Raw genomic sequence first — 23,681 nt, forward strand, 5'->3', positions numbered from 1 at the left:
CGACGGTGCCAGGGGGACAGCACGGCAGAGAACGAGGGAGCCATGGGCGAGGCGTCCGCCACGCAGGGTACGGGTGACGGCGTCATCGTCACCCGTGCGCTCACCAAGCGCTACCGCGGCGGACAGCTCGCCGTCGACGGTCTCGATCTGACCGTTCCGTCGGGCAGTGTCTTCGGTTTCCTCGGTCCCAACGGCTCCGGCAAGACCACCACCATCCGCATGCTGATGGGCCTGATCGAGCCCACCTCGGGCACGGCGCACGTCCTGGGCCGGCCCATGCCGCGCTCCGCGCGCGCCGTGCTCCCGCGGGTGGGGGCCCTCATCGAGGGCCCCGCCCTGTACGGCTTCCTCTCCGGCCGCGACAACCTCCTGCGCTACGACGCCGCCGACCCGACCGCCGATCCGCGCACCCGGCACGCCCGCGTCGCCGCCGCCCTGGACCGGGTGGGCCTCACGGCCGCCGCGGGCAAGAAGGCGAAGGCGTACTCCCTCGGCATGAAGCAGCGCCTCGGGCTGGGGGCGGCCCTGCTCCAGCCCCGCCGGCTGCTCGTCCTGGACGAGCCGACCAACGGACTCGACCCGCAGGGCATGCGGGAGATCCGCGCCCTGATAAGGGAGTTGGCGTCGGACGGCACGACCGTCTTCCTCTCCTCGCACCTGCTCGACGAGATCGGACAGGTGTGCACGCATGCCGCGGTGATGGCGCGCGGCCGGCTGCTCACCCAGGGACCCGTCGCCGACCTGGCCGCGGGCAGCCGCGGCCGGCTGGTGGTGACCACACCGGACCCGGCGGACGCGGCGCGGGTGCTGAAGGAGCAGGGGATCGGCGACGTCGTGGTCACCGACGACCGGGTGACCGGCGAGGTGCCCGAGCGCGACCTCGCCGAGGTGAACACCGCGCTGGTGACGGGTGGCGTCCGGGTGCGCGGCTTCGGGGTCGAACGGGCCTCGCTGGAGGACGCGTTCGTGGCGCTGACCGGGGAGGGCTTCGATGTCGCGGGCTGAGACCGTCCGGGAGCCGGAGGGGACGGCGGGGCCGGAAGTACGGGGAGCGCCGGGCGAACCGGACAGGCCGGGGACGGGGACGGGGAAACGGACGTGGACCGTGCGTGTCCTCGGGGCCTTCAGTCTGTTCCGCAGCGAACTGCTGATCACCTTCCGGCGTTGGCGCACCCTCGCCCTGCTCGGGGTCCTGGCCGCCGTGCCGGTCCTGGTCGGGATCGCCGTGAGGATCGAGACCGGTGACGGTTCCGCGGCCGGCGGCGGGGGAGGGGGCGGCGCGGGGCCGGCCTTCATCTCGCAGATCACCAACAACGGCCTGTTCCTGGTGTTCACCGCGCTGGCGGCCACGCTGCCGTTCTTCCTGCCCATGGCGATCGGTGTGGTCGCGGGCGACTCCATCGCCGGCGAGGCGAACGCCGGCACCCTCCGCTACCTCCTCGTCGCTCCCGCCGGCCGTACCCGGCTGCTGCTCACCAAATACGCCACCGTCATCGCCTTCTGCCTGGCCGCCACTCTCGTGGTGGCCCTCTCCGCCCTGGCCGTGGGGGCGCTCCTGTTCCCGCTCGGCGACCTCACGACCATCTCCGGCACCCGGATCGGCTTCGCGGAGGGACTGGGCAGAGCCCTGCTGATCGCCCTGGTCGTCGCCGCGTCGCTGATCGGGGTGGCGGCACTCGGCCTGTTCGTGTCCACGCTGACCGGCAGCGGCATCGCGGCGATGGCGACGACGGTGGGGCTACTGATCACCGTCCAGATCCTCGACCAGATCCCGCAGCTCGACGCCCTCCACCCGTACTTCTTCTCCCATTACTGGCTGTCCTTCGCCGATCTCCTGCGCGAGCCCGTTTACTGGGACGACCTGATGAAGAACCTCGGCCTCCAGTCCCTGTACGCGCTGGTGTTCGGCTCGGCGGCCTGGGCGAGGTTCACGACGAAGGACATCACCGCGTAGCGAAACGTGGTGGCAGCGGCGGACACCGGCATGCAACGGTTCAAGCGGCGGCCCCGGCTCCGGGGGACGTCCTTCAGCCCTTCAGGCCCTCGGCTTCTCTGCCGCCCCCGCCACGGCGAACAGCAGTTCCTCCTGCCCATGCGGTGCCACCAGTTGGAGTCCGGCCGGGCAGCCGTCGGTGCCGAACCCGGCCGGGAGATTCAGCGCCGGGTGCCCGCTCAGGTTGAACGCCCAGGTGAGCGCGGTGGAGTAGGCATCGCCCGGCCCTTCGTGGCCGTGCGGCGCGGTGGGCGCCGTAGGTGTCAGCAGCAGCTCGGCGCCGGCGAAGAGGCGGGCCAGACGTCGGTCGTTCTCCGCCCGGACGTGGTGGGCGTCGGCGAGTCCGGCCGAGTCCGTGCCGGGATCGCGCAGAGCCCGCCAGGCCGGGGCCGGGTCCAGGAGCAGCGGCGGCGCCTGCGGCCGTACGAGCCGTACGAGCCCGGCGTCGACGAGCCGGTCGACCGCTGCCCGTGCCAGTGCGACGGGCTCCGGGTCGGGACCGGCGAAGCCGAGGTCGGGGGACCAGACAGCGGGGAGAGGGAGGGACGGCGGCGGCGCGTCGACGGCGCCGGTCGGCGACACCGCCCGCCACCAGGCCGCCGCGTCGGCCGCCGTACGGGCGAGGACCCCGGGGGCCGCGAGACCCGTGCGGTCGCGCGACGGGAGCAGACCGTTGGTGACCTTGAGACCGACGACCCCGCACCACGCCGCCGGGATGCGCACCGACCCCGCGCCGTCGCTGCCCGTCGCCAGCGGCACCAGGCCGGCCGCCACCGCCACCGCGGCCCCGGCCGAGGAACCGCCCGGCGTACGGTCGGCCCGCCACGGATTGACGGTGCGTCCGCGTGCCCCGAGACCCCAGGTCTGCCAGGCGGTGCCGGGCCCGGGCACCGCGGTGGCCCCCAGCACGACACAACCGGCCGCGAGCAGCGGAACCGCCGCCCGCAGCCCGTGCCGCCCCTTCACCGCGACCGGCACCCCGGCCAGCGGCAGCCACGCGTGAGCCCCGGGCCCCTCGCCCCCGTTCGGACCGGACGGACGCGGCGGACCCGCCTCGATCAGGGTGTCCACCTCCCCCGCCCGCCGCAGCGCCTTCTCGGCCCACACCTCGGTGAACGCGCACAGCACCGGATCGGCCCGCTCGATCCGCTCCAGCGCCTCCGCGACCACATCGACGGCCCGCACCCTCCTCGCGCGTACCGCGGAGGCGATCTCCGCCGCCGAGGCGGACGTCCGGGCCCCGGCCCCCTCCCCGCTCGGCGTTTCAGCCCGCCGATCCCGTCAGGCGGGCCAGTGGCCCGGCCTCGCGCGGCAGACGGCCGCTCAGATTGCCCAGGCGCCACTCGGGCACCCACGGCACGCGGTAGACGTCGATCACCGACTCGATGCGCCGGATCCGCTGGGAGAGGGGGCGCGGGAGACGGCCCGGCGCGTCCGCCACCACGACCACGGCGTCGAGATCGAGACCGTACGGGACCACCCCGTGCCGGAACATCTCCACGGCCGGGACGACGGTCTCCAGCCCGGACGCGTGTGTCCGGGCGACGAGCAGCACCGACCGTGGATCGCCCGGTCCGGGCCAGACGCGGCCGCTGTCATGACCGCCGTGCACCGCGGCGAGCGTGGAGACCCCGGCGCCGCCATGGGTGCCGACCCAGGAGAAGCCCCGCGCTGCCGCACGGGCGTGGGAGGGCTCCGGCGGGCCCGGTTCCGGCACTCCCACCGGACCTCGGATCCAGATCTCCGGTCCCTGTCGCATGCCTGTACGCATGCCCACTCTCCTGCCTCGCCATCCCGGTCCTCATGCCGGCGGACAACGGACAACGGACGGCGGACAGCGGACGGCAGGCATGGGGAGAAGAACACGGGAGAGGGCGCCGGACGCGGGAGGACCGTTGGGACGAGCCTGTGACAACGCGGTGACGTGAGAAACGGGGCCCAGCGGACAGACTCGGCGGTAGGTTCACGACCCGAATGAGGGAACGATGGCGCGACTCAGCCGCGAGAAGAAGCGGGAACAGCAGCAGGCCGCACACGCGGCGAATCTTGCGGCAGTGCCGATCGACGTCCATGTACCCGTCGCCGTGGAGGGCGGCGCGGGCACGCGGAGGGCGTTCGTCGGCGGGGCACTGGTGGTCGCCGGACCCGGTGAGGAGGTTCAGCAGGCCGTGCTGAACCGGCTCCACCGCATCGCCGTCGCCTCGGGACACACCGTCCTGGCCACCATCCACGACGAACGCATCGGTTACGTCGTCCCGCTCCAGGTCGACCCGGACGGCGCCAGCCGCTTCACGGGGGAGCCGGCGCCGATGACACCGGAGTCGGAGCAGAGGCCCGCGTCGGAGGAGAGGCCCGCGTCGGGGTCGGCACAGGCACCGGGCCGGGGTGTGGTCCGGGAGCGGCCGGTGGCCGCGCCGCACGACGACGCCCTGCCCTTCTCCGCAGCCCCGGCTCCGGCTGCCGTCCCGTCACCGCGCCCCGGGCGCGACCGGCCCACCCACGTCCTGCACCCCGTACCGGACCCGACCCCGATTCCGGCCTCACCCCTGGGCCCGGACCCGGACCCGGCCTCACCCCTGACCTCGGACCCGGCATCACCCCCTGCCCCGGCCCCGGCCCGCGGTCTCGTACGGGACTCCGCCCCCACCTCCCGGCTGCGTCCGGTGCCCGGGACGCCGGGAGCGACACCCCTGGGAACGGTCGCGCCGCCGACGGGTGAGTTCGGCCCGCCCCCGTCCATGGACGGGCGGCCGCGCCCCGTCCCCGAAGCCGACGGCTTCTCCCGGACCCCACCCGCGTCCCCGAGGCTTCCGGCGCCTCCCCTCCCCCCGGCCGACCGGATACCGAGCCCCCTGCCCGCGACGGCCGGCCCGGTGTCGGACCAGGGGACGGGCCCGCTGCCCCGGCCCGACCGGGCACCGGGCGGCCCGGAGCCGGTTCGCCCCCGGACGCCCGCACCGCACTCGGAGGTCGTGCACGGCACCGGCATCGACCTCGAGCCCAAGCCGACCCCGCCCCGCGGCTTCGACGCCGTGGCGGAGGCGGTGCTCGCCGACGAGCCGCCGGCGGTGCCGGGCGGGACCCACCTGGCCGAACCCATGGGCCGGATCAACGACGCCGTCCGGGCGGGCCGGATCGACACGGCGGCGCGACTGGCCGGGGAGACGGTGACCGAGGCCTCGCGGTCCCTGGGGCCCGAGCACCCCGAGGTACTCCGGCTGCGCGAGCTGACCGCGTACATCGCCTACCTCGGCGACGAGCCGCTGCACGCCTTCCGGCTCTCCGTCGAGCTCGCCGGGATCCACCGCCGGGCGGGCGACGCGGAGGCCGCTTACGGCAACGTCCGCAGCGCGGCCACCGCCTGGCGCGCGGTGCGCGACCCGTTGCGCGGGCTGGAGCTGGGGCGCGACCTGATCGGGTTGTGGACCGCACTCGCCGCCGAGGACGGCCCGGCCGCCGACGAGGTCGAGGAACTCGGGTCCGCCCGCGCCCGCATGGCCCGGCTGACCGACCGCGCCCGCGCCCAGCACGGGTGAGGGCGTCAGTGCACGCAGTACTCGTTGCCTTCCGGGTCCGTCATCACGCTCCACGAACCGGACGGTTCCCGCACCTGACGGAGCACCCTCCCGCCGAGCCGCTCCAGCCGCCGCACCTCCTCCTCGCGGCGTCCCTCACCGGGGTGCAGGTCGAGGTGGAGCCGGTTCTTGACCGTCTTCGCCTCCGGCACCCGCTGGAAGAGCAGCCGCCGCCCCAGACCCGTGCCGCTCTGCTCCTCGTACGGGTCGTCGGGGTGCCGCACCGCGATCAGGTCCCGGAAGGCGCGACGGCCGTGGTGCTCGACGGTGAGGTCGGCCGTCAGAGCGCCCAGACCGAGCAGTTTCTCGATGAGCGGGCTGTTGTCCTCGACCGTGTACCCGAGGGCGGCGGCCCAGAAGTCGGCCTGTGCGTGGGGATCGGCCGCGTCGATGACGAGCTTCCAGTGGAGGGGAGCGACGGCGGCGACAGGGGCGTCGGCGGTGCCGGGCGGGCCGGGGGTAGGTGATGTCGGTGGCTGCGTCATGGAGTCATTCAACGCGCCGAGAAGCGTTACGGCCCGACCTTCGGTGCGTTCACCGCATTCACCGCATCCGCCGGGTTCACCGCATCCACCGCGTTCGCCACGACCACCGGGTTCGCCACGACCGAGGGGTCCACCGGGCTCGCCGCCGCGCCGGTCGCTGTCGCTGCCGCCGCCTTCGCCCGCTCCCCGGCGAGCGTGCGGGCGGTGCGACGGGCGGTGCGCAGGGCGTCCCAGGTCAGCAGCATGAGCGCCAGCCACACCAGTGCGAAGCCGGCCCAGCGCTCGGGCGGCATGGCCTCCTTGAAGTAGAGGATGCCGAGCAGGAACTGGAACACCGGGGCCAGGTACTGGAGCAGCCCCATCGTGGACAGTGGCACACGGATCGCGGCGGCGCCGAAGCAGACCATGGGGAGCGCGGTGACGATCCCGGTGGCGACGAGCAGCGCCGCGTGTCCCGCGCCCTCGGCGCCGAACGTGGACTCGCCCCGGTTGCTCAGCCACAGCAGATAGCCGAGCGCGGGCAGGAACTGGACGGCCGTCTCGGCGGCCAGCGACTCGACACCGCCGAGGTTGATCTTCTTCTTCACCAGACCGTAGACGGCGAAGGAGAAGGCGAGGCAGAGCGAGATCCACGGCGGGCGGCCGTAGCCGATGGTGAGGACGAGCACCGCGGCGAAGCCGACCCCGACCGCCGTCCACTGCACGGGGCGCAGCCGTTCCTTCAGCAGCAGCACGCCGATGGCGATGGTGACCAGCGGGTTGATGAAGTAGCCGAGCGAGGCCTCGACGACGTGCCCGGAGTTCACCGACCAGATGTAGACGCCCCAGTTGACGGTGATGACCGCCGCGGCGACCGTGATCAGGGCCAGCCGGCGAGGCTGCCGCAGCAGTTCCCCGAGCCAGGCCCAGCGGCGTATGAAGAGCAGGGCGGCGCCCACGAAGAACAGCGACCAGACCATCCGGTGGGCCAGGATCTCCACGGCCCCCGCGGGCTTGAGCAGGGGCCAGAAGAGAGGGACGAGTCCCCACATTCCGTATGCCGCGAAGCCGTTCAGCAGTCCCTTGCGCCGCTCGCCGGCCGACTTCTCGGTCACGGGCCCTCCTTCTTGCCTGGCATATGCCCTGGGGTGAGCGACGCCCGCCCGGACGACGGTAACGCCGGACGCCCCCGCATGTCATGCCCGTATCGGAATACGGTCATGACATGCGGGGGCGTCCGGGCCGCGGACCTGTGGGGAGGTCAGGCCTTCAGCGCGGCGGCGACGGCGTCCGCGAGCGGGGTGGCCGGACGGCCGGCCAGCCGGGACAGATCGCCACTGGTGACCACCAGCTCGCCCTTCTCGATGGAGGCGTCCACGCCGGCGAAGATGGCGGCCACGGGCTCCGGCAGTCCGGCACCGGCCAGGATGCCGGTGAGCTCCTCGACCGTGACCGGCTTGTAGGCGATCTCCCTGCCGGTCTGCCGGCTCAGCTCGGCCGCGTACTCGGCGAGGCTCCACGCCTCGTCGCCGCCCAGCTCGTACGTCTTGTTCTCGTGGCCCTCGCCGGTGAGTACGGCGACGGCGGCCGCGGCGTAGTCGGCGCGCGCGGCGGAGGAGATACGGCCCTCACCGGCGGCGGCGACGACCGCGTCGTGCTCCAGCACCGGGGCGAGGTTCTCGGTGTAGACCTCGTGGTACCAGCCGTTGCGCAGCAGGACGTACGGCACGCCGGAGTCCAGCAGGGCCTTCTCGGTGCCGCGGTGGTCGTCGGCGAGCGCGGCGGTCAGCGTCTTGGGGGCGCTGGTGTAGGCGAGGAGGGCGACACCGGCGGCCTTGGCGGCCTCGATGACCACCCGGTGCTGCTGCACCCGGCCCTTGTCGAACTCGTTGCCCGAGATCAGCAGCACCTTGTCGCCCGCCGCGAACACGCCGTCGAAGGTCTCGGGGGCGTTGTAGTCGGCGACCGCGAGCCGGACACCGCGTTCCGCCAGGTCGGCGGCCTTCTCCGGGCTGCGGACGACGGCGGTGACCTGCTCGGCCGGAACCTTCTCCAGCAACTGCTCCACGACGTGGCGGCCGAGGTTTCCGGTGGCTCCGGTGACGACGATGCTCATGCTCAGAACTCCTTGTGGGGGTGCGGTGGCGCCAACGCTAAGGCCTGCACTAACTTTTTGTAAGTACCCACTTTGAAGTAAGGTACTGGCGTGACGGTAAGTAAGAGTGTGTTCGCGCCTCCCGCACTGGCGTCCGGGCCCCTGCTGAGCGAGCGGGAGGCGATGTGCCCGCACCGCCTGGTCCTGGAGCATGTGACGAGCCGCTGGGGCGTACTCGTACTGATCCGGCTCCAGGAGCGGTCCTACCGCTTCAGCGAGCTGCGCCGGGCGATCGGCAGGGTCAGCGAGAAAATGCTCACCCAGACCCTCCAGACGCTGGAGCGCGACGGTCTCGTCCACCGTGACGCCAAACCGGTGATCCCGCCACGCGTCGACTACTCCCTCACCGGCCTGGGACACGAGGCCGCCGAACAGGTGTGCGCACTGGCCTCCTGGACCGAGCGGCGCATGGACGGTGTACTGGCCGCCCGCCAGGCGTACGACGAGGCTCGGCGCGCGGACGGTGAGGCCCGGCCGCTCTGAAGCGTCCGGGCCTCGTGCGGGGCGTGCGGGTCGCTCTGCGTGCGACCGCCCCTGAGCGGCCGTACCGCCTCGGGCGACTGCTCAGCCGACGACCGTCCACGTGTCGTTGCCCGCCAGCAGTGCGCCGAGTTCGCCCTTGCCGTGCTGCTCGACGGCTGCGTCCAGCTGTTCCGCCATCAGCGTGTCGTAGACCGGACGGTCCACGGAGCGGAAGACACCGATCGGGGTGTGGTGCAGGGTGTCCGGATCGGCGAGCCGGGACAGCGCGAACGCGGTGGTCGGGGAGGCCGAGTGTGCGTCGTGGACCACGATTTCCGCCTCGTTCTCCGGCGTCACCGCGACCACCTCCAGGTCCCCGGTGGTCCGGTTCCGGACGACACCCTTCGCACGGTCCGCCCCGAAGCGGATCGGGCTGCCGTGCTCCAGCCGGATCACCGCCTCCTCGGCCTGTTGCCGGTCCTTGAGGACCTCGAAGGCGCCATCGTTGAAGATGTTGCAGTTCTGGTAGATCTCGACCAGGGCGGTGCCCGGATGGGCGGCGGCCTGCCGCAGCACCTCGGTCAGATGCTTGCGGTCCGAGTCGACCGTACGGGCCACGAAGGACGCCTCCGCGCCGATCGCCAGCGACACCGGGTTGAAGGGCGCGTCCAGTGAACCCACCGGCGTCGACTTGGTGATCTTTCCGATCTCGGAGGTCGGCGAGTACTGGCCCTTGGTCAGACCGTAGATCCGGTTGTTGAACAGCAGGATCTTCAGGTTGACGTTACGGCGCAGCGCGTGGATCAGATGGTTGCCGCCGATGGACAACGCGTCCCCGTCACCGGTGACGACCCACACACTCAGATCGCGCCGGGACGCGGCCAGACCCGTCGCGATCGCGGGGGCGCGGCCGTGGATGGAATGCATCCCGTAGGTGTTCATGTAGTACGGGAAGCGGGACGAGCAGCCGATGCCGGAGACGAAGACGATGTTCTCCTTCGCCAGCCCGAGCTGGGGCATGAAGCCCTGCACGGCGGCCAGGACGGCGTAGTCGCCGCAGCCGGGGCACCAGCGCACCTCCTGATCGGACTTGAAGTCCTTCATCGACTGTTTGGCCTCGGCCTTGGGCACCAGGGCGAGCGCGTCGCCGAAGGGGGAGTTCCCGAGGGGAGAGTCGCCGAGGGAGGACGGACCGCCTGCCAGTGTCTCAGTCATCGATGGCCTCCTTCAGTACCTCGGCGAGTTGCTCCGCCTTGAACGGCATGCCGTTGACCTGGTTGTGGGAGTGGGCGTCGACCAGGTACTTCGCCCGGATCAGGGTGGCGAGCTGGCCGAGATTCATCTCTGGTACGACCACCTTCTCGTAACGCTTCAGAACCTCCCCCAGATTCCGCGGGAAGGGGTTGATGTGGTGCAGATGGGCCTGCGCGATCGCGCCCCCTGCGCCCCTGATGCGCCGTACGGCCGCGGTGATGGGCCCGTAGGTGGATCCCCAGCCGAGCACGAGCACCCTGGCGTCGCCGTCCGCGTCGTCGACCTCCAGATCGGGGACGTCGACGCCGTCGATCTTCGCCTGCCGGGTGCGCACCATGAAGTCGTGGTTGGCCGGGTCGTACGAGATGTTGCCCGTGCCGTCCTGCTTCTCGATGCCGCCGATCCGGTGCTCCAGGCCCGGTGTGCCCGGGATCGCCCACGGCCGGGCCAGCGTCCGCGGGTCCCGCTGGTACGGCCAGAACACCTCGGTGCCGTCGTCCATCGTGTGGTTGGGGCCCTGCGCGAACCGCACTCTCAGATCCGGCAACTCCTCCGTGTCCGGGATGCGCCACGGTTCGCTGCCGTTGGCCAGATAGCCGTCGGAGAGCAGGAAGACCGGCGTCCGGTACGTCAACGCGATCCGGGCCGCCTCGATCGCGGCGTCGAAGCAGTCGGCCGGTGTGCGCGGCGCGACCACCGGGACCGGGGCCTCGCCGTTGCGCCCGTACATCGCCTGGAGCAGGTCCGCCTGCTCGGTCTTGGTGGGCAGACCCGTGGACGGGCCGCCGCGCTGGATGTCCACGATCAGCAGCGGCAGCTCCAACGACACCGCGAGCCCGATCGTCTCGGACTTCAGCGCCACCCCCGGCCCCGACGTCGTCGTCACGGCCAGCGAACCTCCGAAGGCCGCCCCCAGCGCGGCGCCGATGCCGGCGATCTCGTCCTCGGCCTGGAAGGTCCGCACACCGAAGTTCTTGTGCCGGCTCAGCTCGTGCAGGATGTCCGACGCCGGTGTGATCGGGTACGACCCCAGGAACAGCGGCAGGTCCGCCTGCCGGGACGCCGCGATCAGCCCGTACGCCAGGGCCAGGTTGCCGGAGATGTTGCGGTACACGCCCGGCGGGAACGCCGCGGCGGCCGGAGCCACCTCGTAGGAGACGGCGAAGTCCTCCGTCGTCTCCCCGAAGTTCCAGCCCGCGCGGTACGCGGCGATGTTGGCCGCCGCGATGTCCGGCTTCTTGGCGAACTTCGAGGTCAGGAACCTCTCCGTGCCCTCGGTCGGCCGGTGGTACATCCAGCTCAGCAGACCGAGCGCGAACATGTTCTTGCTGCGCTCGGCTTCCTTGCGGGTGAGGTCGAACTCCCTCAGGGCCTCGACCGTCAGCGTCGTCAGCGGCACCGGATGGAGGCTGTAGCCGTCGAGCGAGCCGTCCTCCAACGGGTTGCTCGCGTAGCCGACCTTTTGCAGCGCCCGCTTGGTGAACTCGTCCGTGTTGACGATGATCTCCGCGCCACGGGGCAGATCCCCGATGTTCGCCTTCAGAGCGGCCGGGTTCATCGCCACCAGCACGTTCGGCGCGTCACCGGGGGTGAGGATGTCGTGGTCGGCGAAGTGGAGCTGGAAGGACGAGACACCCGGCAGGGTGCCGGCCGGGGCGCGGATCTCGGCGGGGAAGTTCGGCAGGGTCGACAGGTCGTTGCCGAAGGAGGCCGTCTCCGAGGTGAAGCGGTCACCGGTGAGCTGCATACCGTCACCCGAGTCCCCCGCGAACCTGATGATCACCCGGTCCAGGCGGCGGACGTCCTTCCCGCCCGCCGCTTTGCGCTGCTCTCCTAGGACTGTTCCGTCGGTCTGCTCCGCTGGGCTGCTGACCTGGCTGGTCACTGAACTGGACCTCCTCGAGGGCGGCTGTCCGGGACCGCCCTCCCGCGGGCCGTCCCTGGATCAACCCTACGTCCGTAAGGGTCGCCTTCCTCGGGTCATTCGCATCTTGGACACGACTTCGCGACGTCCCGCGGGACGTCGGCACGACGTTCGGACACCGACGTGTCCCGCCTCCTGCCCGGATTCCCCCTGGTCGCCGACCCACCGGCTCCTGTCCTCCAGGACGTCCCCCGCCCGCCGACGGTTCAACTGGCGCCCGCTGACGTCGGCCGTGCCCTGCCACCGTCACTCGAAGGTGGGTCGGGGGATTCCGGTGCAGGGACGCGGGGGGCGTGGGGTGCAGGGTCGCGGGGCGCGGGATTCAGGCCAGGGGAACGGGTGCTCAGGAGTTGAGGTAGGTGAGGACGGCGAGCACCCGGCGGTGGTCGCCGTTGCTCGGGGAGAGCCCCAGCTTCAGGAAGATGTTGCTGACGTGCTTCTCCACGGCTCCGTCGCTCACCACCAGCTGCCGGGCGATCGCCGAGTTCGTCCGCCCCTCGGCCATCAGTCCCAGGACCTCCCGCTCACGCGGGGTGAGTCCCGCGAGAACGTCCTGCTTGCGGCTGCGGCCGAGCAACTGCGCCACCACCTCGGGGTCCAGCGCCGTACCGCCCTCGGCCACCCGCACCACCGCGTCCACGAACTCCCGCACCTCGGCCACCCGGTCCTTGAGCAGGTAGCCGATGCCCCGGCTGGAACCGGCGAGCAGTTCCGTGGCGTAGCGCTCCTCCACGTACTGCGACAGCACCAGCACCCCGACACCCGGATGCGCCTTGCGCAGCTGGACGGCGGCCCGCACCCCCTCGTCGGTGTGCGTCGGCGGCATCCGGACGTCGGCCACCACGACGTCCGGCAGCTCCCCCTGATCGTTCAGCTCGGTGACCGTCTTGATCAGCGCGTCACCGTCGCCGACCCCGGCCACGACATCGAGGCCCCGGTCGGTCAGCAGCCGGGTCAGGCCCTCCCGCAGCAGCACTGAATCCTCGGCGATGACCACACGCACCTTGTTCTCCATAATCCCTCGGCCCCCACGCCCCTCCTCCGCGCCCGCCCGTACGGCGGGCCCGGCTGACGGGGACCAGCATCCCAGCATCCGGTGGGCGATGCGGAGAGACGTGGAAGGGAGGTCTTCGCGGGCAGGGGCACACACACCGGTCGCAGGGCCCCTCTCCCGGCACGGGGAAGGGGCACTTCCCGGCACAGGAGTGTGTGCGGGTACGGGCCCACCGCCCCTACCCGCACACCTGTCGGTCGCTTCCGCGTCGTCAGCCGCCGCTCACTCGCTCATCCTTTGCCCTGTTGCCCTGTTGCCCTGTTGCCCTGTTGCCCTGTTGCCCTGTTGGCCGACTGACCGGTCGACCTGTTGGCCTGCCGATGTGCCGATGTGCTGATGTGCTGACCGCGAACTTGCTCACCCACCGGCGAGCTCACCCGGTCACCGCGTCCGCTCCGCCCGCCAGGGCAGTTCCGCCGTCACCCGGGTCGGGCCGCCGGCCGGTGAGTCGACCACCAGGATTCCGTCCACCGCGCCCAGCCGCTCCGCGAGACCGGCGAGTCCGGAACCCTCGGACACGTCGGCGCCACCCACGCCGTTGTCCTCGACCTGCACCATCAGCCGGTTCTCCGTCCGCCACACCTCCACGGTCGCCCGGGTCGCCCGCGCGTGCTTGCTGATGTTCTGCAGCAGCTCCGAGACCGTGAAGTACGCGATGCCCTCGATCGCCGGCGCCGGGCGCTCCGTCAGATCCACCTCCACCTGTACCGGGACCGTGCACCGGGAGGCGACCGACGACAGTGCCGCGTCGAGACCCCGGTCGGTCAGCACGGCCGGGTGGATGCCGCGGGCCAGGTCCCGCAGCTCCTGCAGTGCCGTCTTCACCTCGCCGTGCGCCTCTTCGACCATGTGGGCCGCGCTCTGTGGGTCCTCCCTCAGTTTCTCCTTCGCCAGCCCCAGGTCCATGGCCAGCGCCACCAGCCGGGCCTGCGCCCCGTCGTGCAGATCGCGCTCGATGCGCCGCAGGTCCGCCGCCGCCGTGTCCACCACGGCGCCCCGGTCGGACTCCAGCTCGACCACCCGCGTCGCCAGCCGCGACGGCCCGAGCAGCCCGTGCACCAGCAGCCGGTCCACCATGGTCAGCGCCCGCACGATCCACGGCGTGGCGATGGTGAACAGCAGTCCGATCAGCGCGGTCACCGTGATCTCGAACGGGTTGTCCAGATAGATCTGGTGCTGCCCGTCGCCGTACAGCTGTATCCCGCCTTGGCCGGCGTACATCGGGAACACCCAGAACCACAGGGGGTAGGTCAGCAGCGACCAGCCGATCGACCAGACGGTCACCGCGACGCTGAAGGCGAACACCGCCCACGGCAGGTGCAGTACCGCGTACAGCAGCGACCGCCACGAGGCACCGCTCTTCAGCACCGCCCCCATCCAGGCCACGAACCCCTGACGCTTCATCCGCAGCGGCTCCGGCTCGGCCACGTCCAGGCCCAGCAGCCCTCGCGCCCGCATCCGCTCCAGCGCACCGAACCCGCGGCATCCGGCGAGCCCGGCGGCCAGCACCGGTACGCCGAGGAACGTCACCAGCAGACCGGCTCCCAGCGACACCATCGTGACCGCGTAGGTGAAGAGCAGAACGCTGATCGGCAGACTCAGCAGGACGTACACCAGCTCGCGCCAGGTCCGTCCCTCGACCGGCGCCCGCAGCACGGCCGGCACCCGGTGCCGCCGTTCATCGGCCCTCCCGGAGCCGCCGGTACTCCCGGGGTGCCCGGTGGGCGTGCTGTAGAGCCCGTAGCCCTGTCCGTACTCGGTGGCCATCGACGTCGTCCTTCTCCTCGTCCGGCGGCTGTGCTGTCGTATCCACAGGCTCCTCCGCAGCAGGCCGGTGGACCATGGAGCACGTCGCAGTCTTGGACGGGGGGTTTTCCCTACCTCCGACCGGGGTGGGCGGCCGTGCGGGGGTCGTGCCGGGCGCGGTTACGTGGCCGGCCGTACGGAGTTCCGCGTGGGCGCGGGCGTACGCGTGTCCTCGGCGAGGACGCCGGAACGGTCCCGCCACGGCAGCTCCGCCGTCACCGTCGTAGGGCCGCCCTCCGGCGACTCCACGACGAACAGACCGTCGACCGCGCCCAGCCGGTCCGCGAGACCCCGCATCCCCGTGCCCCCGTCCAGGCTCGCGCCGCCGTGGCCGTCGTCCTCCACCTGGATGAGCAGGCGGCCCTCCGAACGCCACACCTCGACCGAGGCCGTACGCGCCGCACTGTGCTTGCTGACGTTCTGCAGCAGCTCGGAGACGGTGAAGTAGGCGATGCCCTCGATGGCCGCGGCCGGCCGCTCGGTGAGATCGACCGTCACCCTCACCGGCACCGTGCAGCGCGAGGCGACCGACGACAGTGCCGCGTCGAGACCCCGGTCGGTCAGCACGGCCGGGTGGATGCCGCGGGCCAGGTCCCGCAGCTCCTGCAACGCCAGTTTCACCTCACCGTGCGCCTCCTCGACCATCGACGCCGCCGCGTCGGGATCCTCCAGCAGTTTCTCCTTGGCCAGGCCCAGCCCCATGGCCAGGTTGACCAGCCGGGCCTGCGCGCCGTCGTGCAGGTCGCGCTCGATCCGCCGCAGGTCCGCCGCGGCCGTGTCGACCACGACACCCCGGTCGGACTCCAGCTCGGCTATGCGCCGCTCCAGTTCGTCGGACGGCGACAGCAGGCCGCGCACCATCGCCCGGTCCGCGTTGGCCAGCCCCCGCGCGATGAACGGCAGTACCGGCCACAGCACGAACAGCGAGACCAGCGTGATGGTGAAGGTGACGATGCCCCACGGCAGGCGTATCACCTCGTACAGCGCCGTGCGCCAGCCCACCGGGTCCTTCAGCGCCATCCACAGCCGCGGCAGGAACCCTCCGGCCCCGTGCAGCGGCAGCCGGCTCGGTTCCTCCACCCGCACCCCGAGCAGCGCCCTGGCCCGCGCCCGCTCCCCCCTGCCCAGCAACCGCGTCCCCACCAGACCGGCCGCGAGCAGCGGGAACCCGACCACCGTGACGGTCAGTCCGAGCCCCAGGAGCAGCACGGTCACGACATAGGTGAAGCCCACCAGCGACACCGGAAGGTTCGCCAGGAGATGGGCGATCTCCTTCCAGGTGTGCCGGTCGTAGGCGAAACGCGCAGGTGGTGGACGATCGGCGGGAGAAGGGAAGGGTTCGGTCATGTGTCATAGCGTGCACGGCCACGGATGCCCACGCCATGAGGTGGACCCCTGATATCCACTGGGGAAATCCCCACCCCCCCGTGCCAGGGGATGACAGGCTGCTTACGGGGCACTTATCAGGGCCTAGACTCCCGTGCGTGCAGATCGTCGAACAGCGAGGGGCGGACGTGCGGCAACCGACCGGCGTCGATCCGACCGACTTCGACCCGACCGGCGTCGATCCGACAGGCTTCGGCGCGGCCCGCTTCGGCATGACCGGCGGCGATCCGGCTGCCGCGATCGCTTCGCACCAGGTCGCGGCGGCAGACTACTTCCAGGCGTACTCGGTCGTCGGACTGCTCGCCGTCGTCGGCGTGCTGTTCGTCGCGTTCGCCTTCGGCGCGGGACGCCTGTTGCGGCCGGTGGTGCCCACGCCCGAGAAGCTCATGACGTACGAGTGCGGAGTCGACCCCGTCGGCGAGGGCTGGGCCCACACCCAGGTCCGCTACTACGTCTACGCCTTCCTCTACGTGATCTTCGCTGTCGACTCGATCTTCCTCTTCCCCTGGGCGACCGTCTTCGCCGCCGACGGCTACGGCGCGACCACGCTCGTGGAGATGTTCATCTTCCTCGGCTTCCTCGCCGTGGGCCTGCTGTACGCATACAAGAAGGGCGTCCTGACATGGACGTGACCCACACCCACTCACCGGCCGCCGCCACCCCGCCGGGCGCGGGATCGGGTTCGGCCCCGGCCCCGGGCCCGGGTTCCGGACCGGTGCTGCTGCCCGAGCCCGTCGTGCTCCCCGCCGAGGGCAGCGGAAAGCTCGGCGCGCTCGCCCGGCTCGCCCCCGAGCCGATGAAGGTGATCCTCAACTGGGGCCGCCGCTACTCCCTCTGGGTCTTCAACTTCGGCCTCGCCTGCTGCGCGATCGAGTTCATCGCCGCGTCGATGGCCCGCCACGACTTCATCCGCCTCGGCGTCATCCCCTTCGCACCGGGACCACGCCAGGCCGATCTGATGATCGTCTCCGGAACGGTCACGGACAAGATGGCACCCGCGGTGAAGCGTCTGTACGAGCAGATGCCCGAGCCGAAGTACGTCATCTCCTTCGGCGCGTGCAGCAACTGCGGCGGACCGTACTGGGACTCCTACTCCGTCACCAAGGGCGTCGACCAGATCATCCCGGTCGACGTCTACGTTCCCGGCTGCCCGCCGCGGCCCGAAGCGCTGCTCCAGGGGATCCTGAAACTCCAGGAGAAGATCGCGCGGGAGTCGCTGGGGGAGCGGTACGGGTCCGGTGGGCGAGGCGCTTCGGCGACGGCACTGCAGAGCGGGCTGGTGAAGCCGCCGACGCCGGGCGAGTCCGGTGCGGTGCGGTCCGGTGCGGTGAAACCCGGCCGGGAGGAGGACCGATGACCGCGGTCGGCTGGCTACCCGCCGACGCCGAGGAACTGTTCGGTACGGAGGCCACGGCCGAGGAGTCGTACGACGTCCTCACCGTCGATGTCCCGCCCGCCTCATGGCTCCCGGCCCTGGAGACCGCGCGCGACCGGCTCGGCTGCACGTACTTCGACTGGTTGAGCGCGGTCGACGAGCCCGGCACGGGCTTCCGCGTCGCCGCCCACGTCGTGGCCCTCTCCCCGGTACGGCGGCTGCTCCTGCGTACGACCGTCCCGCACGAGGCCCCGACGCTGCCCTCCGCGGTGGGCGTCTACGCGGGGGCCGCCTGGCACGAGCGCGAGACGCACGAGATGTTCGGCGTCGACTTCACCGGCCACCCCGCACTCGACCCCCTGCTCCTGCCGGACACCTTCGAGGGCCACCCCCTGCGCAAGGACTTCGTCCTCGCCGCCCGCGTGGCCAAGGCCTGGCCCGGTGCCAAGGAACCCGGCGAGTCCGAACACGGCGGCCCCAAGCGCCGCCAGATGCTTCCCCCGGGGGTTCCCGATCCCAACGAGTGGGGCCCCCTGAAGGGCCAACTCCCTCCGGCCCCGTCCCGTCCGGCCCGGGGCGCGGGCCGGACGGCCACCGGCACCGGACCCGCCGCAGGACGAGCACCCGGCGACCGTCCGCGCCGAACCCGTACGGCGGCCGAGGGCTCCGCGAGCCAGTCCGCACCCGCGGGGGCGGAGGGCGAGAGCCGTCCCGCACCGCCGCCGCGCCGGAACCGTACGGCGGCCGAGGGCTCCGCGAGTCGGCAGGTCGCGCCCGCCCCCGAGTCCCCGGCCGCCGACGCCGTGGCACAGCCCGGGACGCCCCCGCCGGCCGCGCCCCGGACGCGCCGTTCCCGGAGCGCGAGCGAGGGCTCGGCATCCCAGCGCGAGCGGTCGACGGCAGCCGCGTCCGGGACGTCCGAAGAGGCGGAAAGGGCCGCGGAAGACACCATCGCCTCTGCTCCCGCCCCCGATTCCGCTCCCGCCCCCGGTCTCGCCCCCGGCCCCGGCACCGACACACCCGAAGTGCCGGCCGTCGGACGCCGTACCCGAAGTGCATCCGAAGGCTCCGCAAGCCGTCCGGCCACGCCGCCGGACACGACCGGGACGCCGGACACGACCGGGACGCCGGACACGACCGGGACGCCGGACACGACCGGGACGCCGGACACGACCGGGACGTCAAAAGAGGCGGAGAAGCCGGACCGGACCGGAGCATCGGGCATCAAGCCCTCCATCGCACCGCGCAGCCCGGACGCCCCCTGGCACAACGCCCGCCCGGCCCATGCCGAGCCCGAGGCCGACGCGGCGGGTGAAGCCGAACCCGAACCCGACGCGGCAGGTGACCCTGAGCCCGAGGCCGAAGCGCAGACCGAACCCGAGTCCGCCCCGGCCCCTGACCAGGGCCCCGACCCGGACCCGGGTTCCTCGGGCCCTGCGGCCCCCGGTACCCCCTCAGGAGGCCCGCGGTGAACGACGTACTCGACGTCGCTCTGCGACTCCTGATCGTCTTCGTCGTCTTCCTCACCTTCCCTCTGATCGTCGGCCAGACCGAGCACAAGGTGATGGCGCACATGCAGGGCCGCCTGGGCCCGATGTACGCGGGCGGCTTCCACGGCTGGGCCCAGCTCGTCGCCGACGGCGTGAAGTTCGCGCAGAAGGAGGACGTGGTCCCGGCCGGTGCCGACCGCCGTGTCTTCCAACTCGCCCCCGCCGTGGCCCTCCTGCCGTATCTCCTCGTCCTGCTGGCCATCCCGGTCGGGCCGGGCGAGGGCGCCGTCGGGCAGGCGCTGGACGCGGGCGTTTTCTTCGTGCTCGCGGTGATGGGCGTCGGCGTCCTCGGCTCGCTCATGGCCGGGTGGGCCTCCGCCAACAAGTACTCCCTCCTCGGCGGCCTGCGCACCGCCGCCCAGCTCCTCGCCTACGAACTGCCGATGCTGCTCACTGCCGCCTCGGTGGCGATGGCGGCCGGCACCGTCTCGCTCGTCGGCATCCTCGACGCGTTCGAGTGGTGGTGGCTGCCCTGGCAGATCGTCGGCGCGATCGTCTTCTTCGTCGCCGGCCTCGCCGAACTCCAGCGGCCGCCCTTCGACATGCCCGTCGCCGACTCGGAGATCATCTTCGGTGCGTACACCGAGTACACCGGCCTGAGGTTCGCGTTCTTCCTCCTCGCCGAGTACGCCGGGATCGTCGTCCTGTGCGGCCTGACCACCGTCCTCTTCCTGGGCGGCTGGCACGGCCCGTGGGGTGCCGACGGCCTCGGCTGGGTCTGGACCCTGCTGAAGACCGCGGTCCTCGCCTTCGTCGTCATCTGGCTCCGCGTCAGCTACCCCCGCCTGCGCGAGGACCAGCTGCAGAAACTGTCCTGGACCTTCCTCGTTCCCCTCGCCCTCGCCCAGATCGCCCTCACCGGCGTCGTCAAGGTGGTGATCTCCTAGCCATGTCCCCTCTTCCTGGCTTCCCCGGTTCCGGCCTGGCCAAGGGCCTGGCCGTCACCCTGCGGACGATGACGAAGAAGTCCGTCACCGCTCAGTACCCGGACACCCAGCCGGACCTCGCGCCCCGCACCCGAGGGGTGATCGGCCTGTTCGAGGAGAACTGCACGGTCTGCATGCTGTGCGCCCGCGAGTGCCCGGACTGGTGCATCTACATCGACTCCCACAAGGAGACCGTCCCGGCGACGGCACCAGGCGGCCGTGACCGCAGCCGCAACGTCCTCGACCGGTTCGCCATCGACTTCTCCCTGTGCATGTACTGCGGTATCTGTATCGAGGTCTGTCCTTTCGATGCCCTGTTCTGGTCACCCGAGTTCGAGTACGCCGAGACCGACATCCACGAACTCACCCACGAACGCGACAAACTCCGTGAGTGGATGTGGACGGTTCCGGCGCCGCCGGCCCTCGACCCCGCCGCCGAGGAACCGAAGGAACTCGCCGCCGCCCGTAAGACAGCCGACAAACTGGCCGCTGCCCAGCCCGACCCGCAGCCCGACCCGCAGGCAGACCCGCAGCCCGACCCGAAGGGGGAGGATTCGTGACCCTCGCCGCAGCCGCCGGCACGGTCGCGCACGCCACGACCACCACCGTCACCACCACCACCGCCGAGGCGCAGGGCTTCCTCTCCCCGACCGGTGTGGAGGTCGCCTTCCTCCTCGTCGGCCTGGTCACCTTCGGTGCCGCCGTCGGCACAGTCACCACCAGACAGCTGGTGCACGCCGCCCTGTGGCTGGTGGTGGCCCTCGGTGGACTCGCCGTTGAATACCTCCTGCTCACCGCCGAGTTCATCGCCTGGGTGCAGGTCCTGATCTACGTGGGTTCGGTCGTAGTCCTGCTCCTGTTCGGTCTGATGCTCACCAGAGCGCCCGTCGGCCGTTCCCCGGACGCCGACTCCGGCAACCGCTGGATCGCCCTCGCCGTGGCCGTCGCCGCGGCCGTGGCACTGATCTGGGTCGTCGTCGACGCCTTCCGCACGACCTGGATCGACCTGGACGGCCCGCCCGCCGGCTCCACCGACGTGACCGGCGCCAGCCTCTTCCAGCACTGGGTTCTCCCCTTCGAGGCCCTCTCGGTCCTTCTCCTGGCCGCTCTCGTCGGCGCGATCGTCCTCTCCCGCAGGGCGAACACGGCCGCTGCGGCCCGGGAACCCGGGGCACGGGAGACGGTCGCCGGAGCCACCCACGGATCGCCCTCGGGGTCAGCTCCGGAACCAGCCCCGGAAGCAACCCCCGGACCGGCCCCTGGCCCGGCCCGCGCGTCGACCGCCCGCCGCCGCGACGCGGAAGGGAACCGCTGATGCACCTCGCCTATCCCGTCGTGCTGTCCGCCCTCCTCTTCTGCACCGGCCTGTACGGAGTCCTCGCCCGCCGCAACGCGATCCTGGTCCTGATGTCGGTCGAGCTGATGCTCAACGCCGTCAACCTGAACCTGGTCGCCTTCGACGTCTGGCTCAGCAGGACCGCCGAGGAGACCCTGCACTCCGGTCAGGCCCTCGCCCTGTTCACCATCGCCATCGCCGCCGCCGAGATCGGCATCGGCCTGGCGATCGTCCTCGCCGTCCACCGCAACCGCGGCACCGCGGACATCGACAAGCTCCGCGACACCGCCGAGGGCCACGACCCCGACGACCCCGACGACCCCGACGGCACGGGCAGCTCCGGCGGGCCGGGCGGCCCCGTATCCGACAGCGACGACGACGTTCCCACCACCGGGGCGGCCGTCACGAAGGCCGAGGCCACCGCGTGACCACGACCACCCTCGCCGTCCTCGTCCCCCTCCTTCCGTTCCTCGGCGCGATCGCCGGACTGCTCCTGGGCCGAACGGCCCCGGGGTTCGTCCGCCCGCTCGCCGTCCTGCCCACGCTCACCGCTCTCGCACTGGCCGTCGTGGTCGCCGTGCGCCAAGGCGGCGGCCGGGCCGTCGACGCCGCCACCGAGCTCACCCCCACCGGCTCCGTCCCCGTCGAACTCGCCCTGCACATCGACGGCTTCGCCGCCCTCACCGCCGTGGTCGTCGGCGCTGTCGCCACCTGTGTGCAGATCTACTCGACGGGCTACCTCCGCGACGGCCCGCGCTACCCCTCCTACGCGGCCCTCGTGTCCCTGTTCACCTCCGCGATGTTCCTCGTCGTCTACTCCGGCGACCTGATGGTGCTGCTGGTCGGCTGGGAGGTCATGGGCATCTGCTCCTACTTCCTCGTCGGCCACTACTGGGAGACCCCCGAGGCCCGCGCGGCCTCCCTCAAGGCCTTCCTGGTCACCAAGCTCGGCGACGTCCCCTTCCTCATCGGCCTGTTCGCCCTCGCCGGCGAGACAGGCTCCTTCCTGATCACACACGTCCTCGACGCCGTCGCGCACGGCGGCATCGAGCACCCCACCCTGATCACCCTGCTCCTCCTGGCGGGCGTGGCGGGCAAGTCGGCGCAGTTCCCGCTGCACACCTGGCTCCCCGACGCGATGGCGGGCCCGACCCCCGTCTCCGCGCTGATCCACGCCGCGACGATGGTCGCCGCCGGTGTCTACTTCGTCGCCCGTCTCCTCCCGCTCTTCGCGGCCTCCCGGGCCACGATGACCGTCCTCGCCGTCATGGCCGCCGTCACCATGGCCGGCTCGGCGCTCGCCGCGCTCGCCCAGGACGACATCAAACGCGTCCTCGCCTACTCGACGATCGGCCAGCTCGGCTACATGACCGGCGCCCTCGCCGTGGGCGAACGCGGAGCCGCCGTCTTCCACCTCCTGTCCCACGGAGCCTTCAAGGCACTGCTGTTCCTCGCCGCCGGCGTGATCATCCACGCCGCCGGCACCAACTCGCTGGCCGTCATGTCCCGCATGAGCCACCTGCGCGACCGCGTCCCCGACGCCTACTGGACGATGACCGTGGCGCTCCTCGCGCTGGCCGCGATCCCGCCGTTCAGCGGCTTCTTCTCCAAGGAGGCCGTCCTCGGAGCCGCCGAACACGTCGTCACCGGCCACACGGAGCAGGCCCCCGCCGCGGCGGGCTGGATCGTCCTCCTCGCCGGCCTGGTCACCGCCCTGCTCACCGCCGCGTACGCGACACGGCTGTGGCTGCTGACCTTCCGCGGACACGGCACCGAGGCCCCCGACCACGGCAGGCAGCCCCTCACCATGACCGTCGTGCTGTGGGTGCTCGCGATCCCCTCCCTCGCACTGGGCGGCCTCGCCTTCCGCGTGCTCCCCGGCTGGTTCGACGGCCACGACCTCACACCGACCCTCACCACCTCGGTGCTCGGCACCGGCGTGGCCCTGGTCGGCGGCATCGTCACCTACTCCACCTGGCGGCACACCACCGCCCACGCCACCCGCCTCGCCCTCGGTGCCGTCGCCGCCCACCCGGAACGTGGCGCCGGACAGGTCGAGGCGGAGGCGATCGCCAGTCACGGGCCCGTCCACGGAGACATCGCCTCCGCACCCGACCCGTCGGATCCCGGGCGGCTGCTGCTCGGCCCCCTGCACCGCCACGCGGCCGTCGGCTTCCACCTCGACGCCGTGTACACGGCCCTCTTCGTCCGGCCCGTCCAGGCCGCGGCCGGACTCGTCCGGTTCCTCGACCGCGAGGTCGTCGACACATACGTACGCGGCGCGGGAACGCTGCCCCGGTGGCTGGGCACCGCCGTACGACGTGCCCAGACCGGCAATCTGCAGACCTATGTGAGCGCGCTGCTCGCCGGCACCGTCGTCCTCGCGGTCGCCGTCGTCCTCGCCGCCACGGGAGCGTGACC

The 23,681-nt window shown here is 71.9% G+C and carries 22 protein-coding genes; 12 read left to right on the top strand and 10 right to left on the bottom strand.

Translation table 11 applies throughout. The annotated features are described in order from the left end of the window. Window positions 1-42: 42 nt before the first annotated feature. On the top strand, window positions 43-1,005 hold the full coding sequence (locus V4Y04_RS21785; RefSeq protein ID WP_332429941.1) for an ABC transporter ATP-binding protein: 963 nt from the start codon (window positions 43-45) through the stop codon (window positions 1,003-1,005). Continuing rightward, on the top strand, window positions 992-1,954 hold the full coding sequence (locus V4Y04_RS21790; protein WP_443080059.1) for an ABC transporter permease: 963 nt from the start codon (window positions 992-994) through the stop codon (window positions 1,952-1,954). Before V4Y04_RS21785 ends, V4Y04_RS21790 begins: the two co-directional genes overlap by 14 nt. 81 nt (window positions 1,955-2,035) lie before the next feature. Here the strand turns inward: V4Y04_RS21790 and V4Y04_RS21795 are convergent, their stop codons facing one another. After that, window positions 2,036-3,178, bottom strand: coding sequence for an amidase family protein (locus V4Y04_RS21795; RefSeq protein ID WP_443080060.1), 1,143 nt, complete (start codon window positions 3,176-3,178; stop codon window positions 2,036-2,038). Between the two features lie 79 nt (window positions 3,179-3,257). After that, entirely contained in the window at window positions 3,258-3,764 is a 507-nt protein-coding gene (locus V4Y04_RS21800; RefSeq protein ID WP_332429944.1) for a DUF6668 family protein, read from the bottom strand. Window positions 3,765-3,978: 214 nt separating this feature from the next. Between V4Y04_RS21800 and V4Y04_RS21805 the strand changes: the two genes are divergently transcribed. Next, entirely contained in the window at window positions 3,979-5,529 is a 1,551-nt protein-coding gene (locus V4Y04_RS21805; RefSeq protein WP_332429946.1) for a tetratricopeptide repeat protein, read from the top strand. 5 nt (window positions 5,530-5,534) lie between these two features. Here V4Y04_RS21805 and V4Y04_RS21810 read toward each other — a convergent pair whose 3' ends face one another. The 3 genes from V4Y04_RS21810 to V4Y04_RS21820 form a co-directional block, all read right to left on the bottom strand. Further along, on the bottom strand, window positions 5,535-6,053 hold the full coding sequence (locus V4Y04_RS21810; RefSeq protein WP_332429947.1) for a VOC family protein: 519 nt from the start codon (window positions 6,051-6,053) through the stop codon (window positions 5,535-5,537). 26 nt (window positions 6,054-6,079) lie between these two features. Next, window positions 6,080-7,147: an EamA family transporter RarD gene (rarD, locus tag V4Y04_RS21815; protein WP_332429949.1), complete on the bottom strand. Its 1,068-nt coding sequence runs from the start codon at window positions 7,145-7,147 to the stop codon at window positions 6,080-6,082. 146 nt (window positions 7,148-7,293) lie between these two features. Beyond that, entirely contained in the window at window positions 7,294-8,148 is an 855-nt protein-coding gene (locus tag V4Y04_RS21820; RefSeq protein ID WP_332429951.1) for an SDR family oxidoreductase, read from the bottom strand. Window positions 8,149-8,310: 162 nt separating this feature from the next. Here V4Y04_RS21820 and V4Y04_RS21825 point away from each other — a divergent pair, with 162 nt between their 5' ends. After that, on the top strand, window positions 8,311-8,670 hold the full coding sequence (locus tag V4Y04_RS21825; RefSeq protein WP_332432952.1) for a winged helix-turn-helix transcriptional regulator: 360 nt from the start codon (window positions 8,311-8,313) through the stop codon (window positions 8,668-8,670). 81 nt (window positions 8,671-8,751) lie between these two features. Here V4Y04_RS21825 and V4Y04_RS21830 read toward each other — a convergent pair whose 3' ends face one another. The 5 genes from V4Y04_RS21830 to V4Y04_RS21850 form a co-directional block, all read right to left on the bottom strand. Beyond that, complete coding sequence (locus tag V4Y04_RS21830) at window positions 8,752-9,753, bottom strand: 2-oxoacid:ferredoxin oxidoreductase subunit beta (protein WP_332432953.1); 1,002 nt, start codon at window positions 9,751-9,753, stop codon at window positions 8,752-8,754. A gap of 103 nt (window positions 9,754-9,856) precedes the next feature. After that, window positions 9,857-11,788, bottom strand: coding sequence for a 2-oxoacid:acceptor oxidoreductase subunit alpha (locus tag V4Y04_RS21835; RefSeq protein WP_332429953.1), 1,932 nt, complete (start codon window positions 11,786-11,788; stop codon window positions 9,857-9,859). Between the two features lie 382 nt (window positions 11,789-12,170). Beyond that, window positions 12,171-12,842, bottom strand: a complete 672-nt coding sequence (locus tag V4Y04_RS21840; protein ID WP_332429955.1) for a response regulator transcription factor — start codon at window positions 12,840-12,842, stop codon at window positions 12,171-12,173. A 420-nt stretch (window positions 12,843-13,262) separates the two neighbouring features. After that, window positions 13,263-14,648, bottom strand: a complete 1,386-nt coding sequence (locus V4Y04_RS21845; RefSeq protein ID WP_332429957.1) for a sensor histidine kinase — start codon at window positions 14,646-14,648, stop codon at window positions 13,263-13,265. Between the two features lie 159 nt (window positions 14,649-14,807). Further along, window positions 14,808-16,034 carry a sensor histidine kinase gene (locus V4Y04_RS21850; protein ID WP_332429958.1) on the bottom strand — a complete coding sequence of 409 codons (1,227 nt, stop codon included), beginning with the start codon at window positions 16,032-16,034 and terminating at the stop codon, window positions 14,808-14,810. A gap of 251 nt (window positions 16,035-16,285) precedes the next feature. Between V4Y04_RS21850 and V4Y04_RS21855 the strand changes: the two genes are divergently transcribed. The 8 genes from V4Y04_RS21855 to V4Y04_RS21890 are packed head-to-tail and all read left to right on the top strand — an operon-like array spanning window position 16,286 to window position 23,679. Further along, a complete protein-coding gene (locus V4Y04_RS21855) occupies window positions 16,286-16,705 on the top strand; it encodes an NADH-quinone oxidoreductase subunit A (RefSeq protein ID WP_332432954.1) in 420 nt (139 codons plus the stop codon). After that, on the top strand, window positions 16,696-17,430 hold the full coding sequence (locus tag V4Y04_RS21860) for an NADH-quinone oxidoreductase subunit B (protein WP_332429960.1): 735 nt from the start codon (window positions 16,696-16,698) through the stop codon (window positions 17,428-17,430). The genes V4Y04_RS21855 and V4Y04_RS21860 overlap by 10 nt, the downstream gene beginning before the upstream one ends. Beyond that, window positions 17,427-18,920 (top strand): NADH-quinone oxidoreductase subunit C, encoded by a 1,494-nt coding sequence (locus V4Y04_RS21865; protein ID WP_332429962.1) that lies wholly within the window; start codon window positions 17,427-17,429, stop codon window positions 18,918-18,920. Before V4Y04_RS21860 ends, V4Y04_RS21865 begins: the two co-directional genes overlap by 4 nt. Then, window positions 18,917-19,885: a complex I subunit 1/NuoH family protein gene (locus tag V4Y04_RS21870; protein ID WP_332429964.1), complete on the top strand. Its 969-nt coding sequence runs from the start codon at window positions 18,917-18,919 to the stop codon at window positions 19,883-19,885. Before V4Y04_RS21865 ends, V4Y04_RS21870 begins: the two co-directional genes overlap by 4 nt. A 2-nt stretch (window positions 19,886-19,887) precedes the next feature. Continuing rightward, complete coding sequence (locus V4Y04_RS21875) at window positions 19,888-20,484, top strand: NuoI/complex I 23 kDa subunit family protein (RefSeq protein ID WP_332429966.1); 597 nt, start codon at window positions 19,888-19,890, stop codon at window positions 20,482-20,484. Next, window positions 20,481-21,239, top strand: coding sequence for an NADH-quinone oxidoreductase subunit J family protein (locus tag V4Y04_RS21880; protein WP_443080061.1), 759 nt, complete (start codon window positions 20,481-20,483; stop codon window positions 21,237-21,239). The genes V4Y04_RS21875 and V4Y04_RS21880 overlap by 4 nt, the downstream gene beginning before the upstream one ends. After that, window positions 21,239-21,688, top strand: a complete 450-nt coding sequence (gene nuoK, locus V4Y04_RS21885; protein ID WP_332429968.1) for an NADH-quinone oxidoreductase subunit NuoK — start codon at window positions 21,239-21,241, stop codon at window positions 21,686-21,688. The genes V4Y04_RS21880 and nuoK overlap by 1 nt, the downstream gene beginning before the upstream one ends. Then, on the top strand, window positions 21,685-23,679 hold the full coding sequence (locus V4Y04_RS21890) for an NADH-quinone oxidoreductase subunit 5 family protein (RefSeq protein WP_332429971.1): 1,995 nt from the start codon (window positions 21,685-21,687) through the stop codon (window positions 23,677-23,679). The genes nuoK and V4Y04_RS21890 overlap by 4 nt, the downstream gene beginning before the upstream one ends. The last annotated feature ends 2 nt before the right edge of the window (window positions 23,680-23,681 follow it).

The organism is Streptomyces sp. P9-A2, from assembly GCF_036634175.1.
GTDB lineage: Bacteria > Actinomycetota > Actinomycetes > Streptomycetales > Streptomycetaceae > Streptomyces > Streptomyces pratens.

Bases quoted from the DNA above. Each gene is read 5' to 3' on its own strand.
- V4Y04_RS21875 (WP_332429966.1), top strand. From the start codon at position 19,888: ATGTCCCCTCTTCCTGGCTTCCCCGGTTCCGGCCTGGCCAAGGGCCTG.
- V4Y04_RS21790 (WP_443080059.1), top strand. From the start codon at position 992: ATGTCGCGGGCTGAGACCGTCCGGGAGCCGGAGGGGACGGCGGGGCCG.
- V4Y04_RS21850 (WP_332429958.1), bottom strand. From the start codon at position 16,034: ATGACCGAACCCTTCCCTTCTCCCGCCGATCGTCCACCACCTGCGCGT.
- V4Y04_RS21785 (WP_332429941.1), top strand. From the start codon at position 43: ATGGGCGAGGCGTCCGCCACGCAGGGTACGGGTGACGGCGTCATCGTC.
- V4Y04_RS21805 (WP_332429946.1), top strand. From the start codon at position 3,979: ATGGCGCGACTCAGCCGCGAGAAGAAGCGGGAACAGCAGCAGGCCGCA.
- V4Y04_RS21855 (WP_332432954.1), top strand. From the start codon at position 16,286: ATGACCGGCGGCGATCCGGCTGCCGCGATCGCTTCGCACCAGGTCGCG.
- V4Y04_RS21800 (WP_332429944.1), bottom strand. From the start codon at position 3,764: ATGCGTACAGGCATGCGACAGGGACCGGAGATCTGGATCCGAGGTCCG.
- V4Y04_RS21830 (WP_332432953.1), bottom strand. From the start codon at position 9,753: ATGAAGGACTTCAAGTCCGATCAGGAGGTGCGCTGGTGCCCCGGCTGC.
- V4Y04_RS21820 (WP_332429951.1), bottom strand. From the start codon at position 8,148: ATGAGCATCGTCGTCACCGGAGCCACCGGAAACCTCGGCCGCCACGTC.
- V4Y04_RS21810 (WP_332429947.1), bottom strand. From the start codon at position 6,053: ATGACGCAGCCACCGACATCACCTACCCCCGGCCCGCCCGGCACCGCC.
- V4Y04_RS21840 (WP_332429955.1), bottom strand. From the start codon at position 12,842: ATGGAGAACAAGGTGCGTGTGGTCATCGCCGAGGATTCAGTGCTGCTG.
- V4Y04_RS21825 (WP_332432952.1), top strand. From the start codon at position 8,311: ATGTGCCCGCACCGCCTGGTCCTGGAGCATGTGACGAGCCGCTGGGGC.
- V4Y04_RS21845 (WP_332429957.1), bottom strand. From the start codon at position 14,648: ATGGCCACCGAGTACGGACAGGGCTACGGGCTCTACAGCACGCCCACC.
- V4Y04_RS21860 (WP_332429960.1), top strand. From the start codon at position 16,696: ATGGACGTGACCCACACCCACTCACCGGCCGCCGCCACCCCGCCGGGC.
- nuoK (WP_332429968.1), top strand. From the start codon at position 21,239: ATGCACCTCGCCTATCCCGTCGTGCTGTCCGCCCTCCTCTTCTGCACC.
- V4Y04_RS21865 (WP_332429962.1), top strand. From the start codon at position 17,427: ATGACCGCGGTCGGCTGGCTACCCGCCGACGCCGAGGAACTGTTCGGT.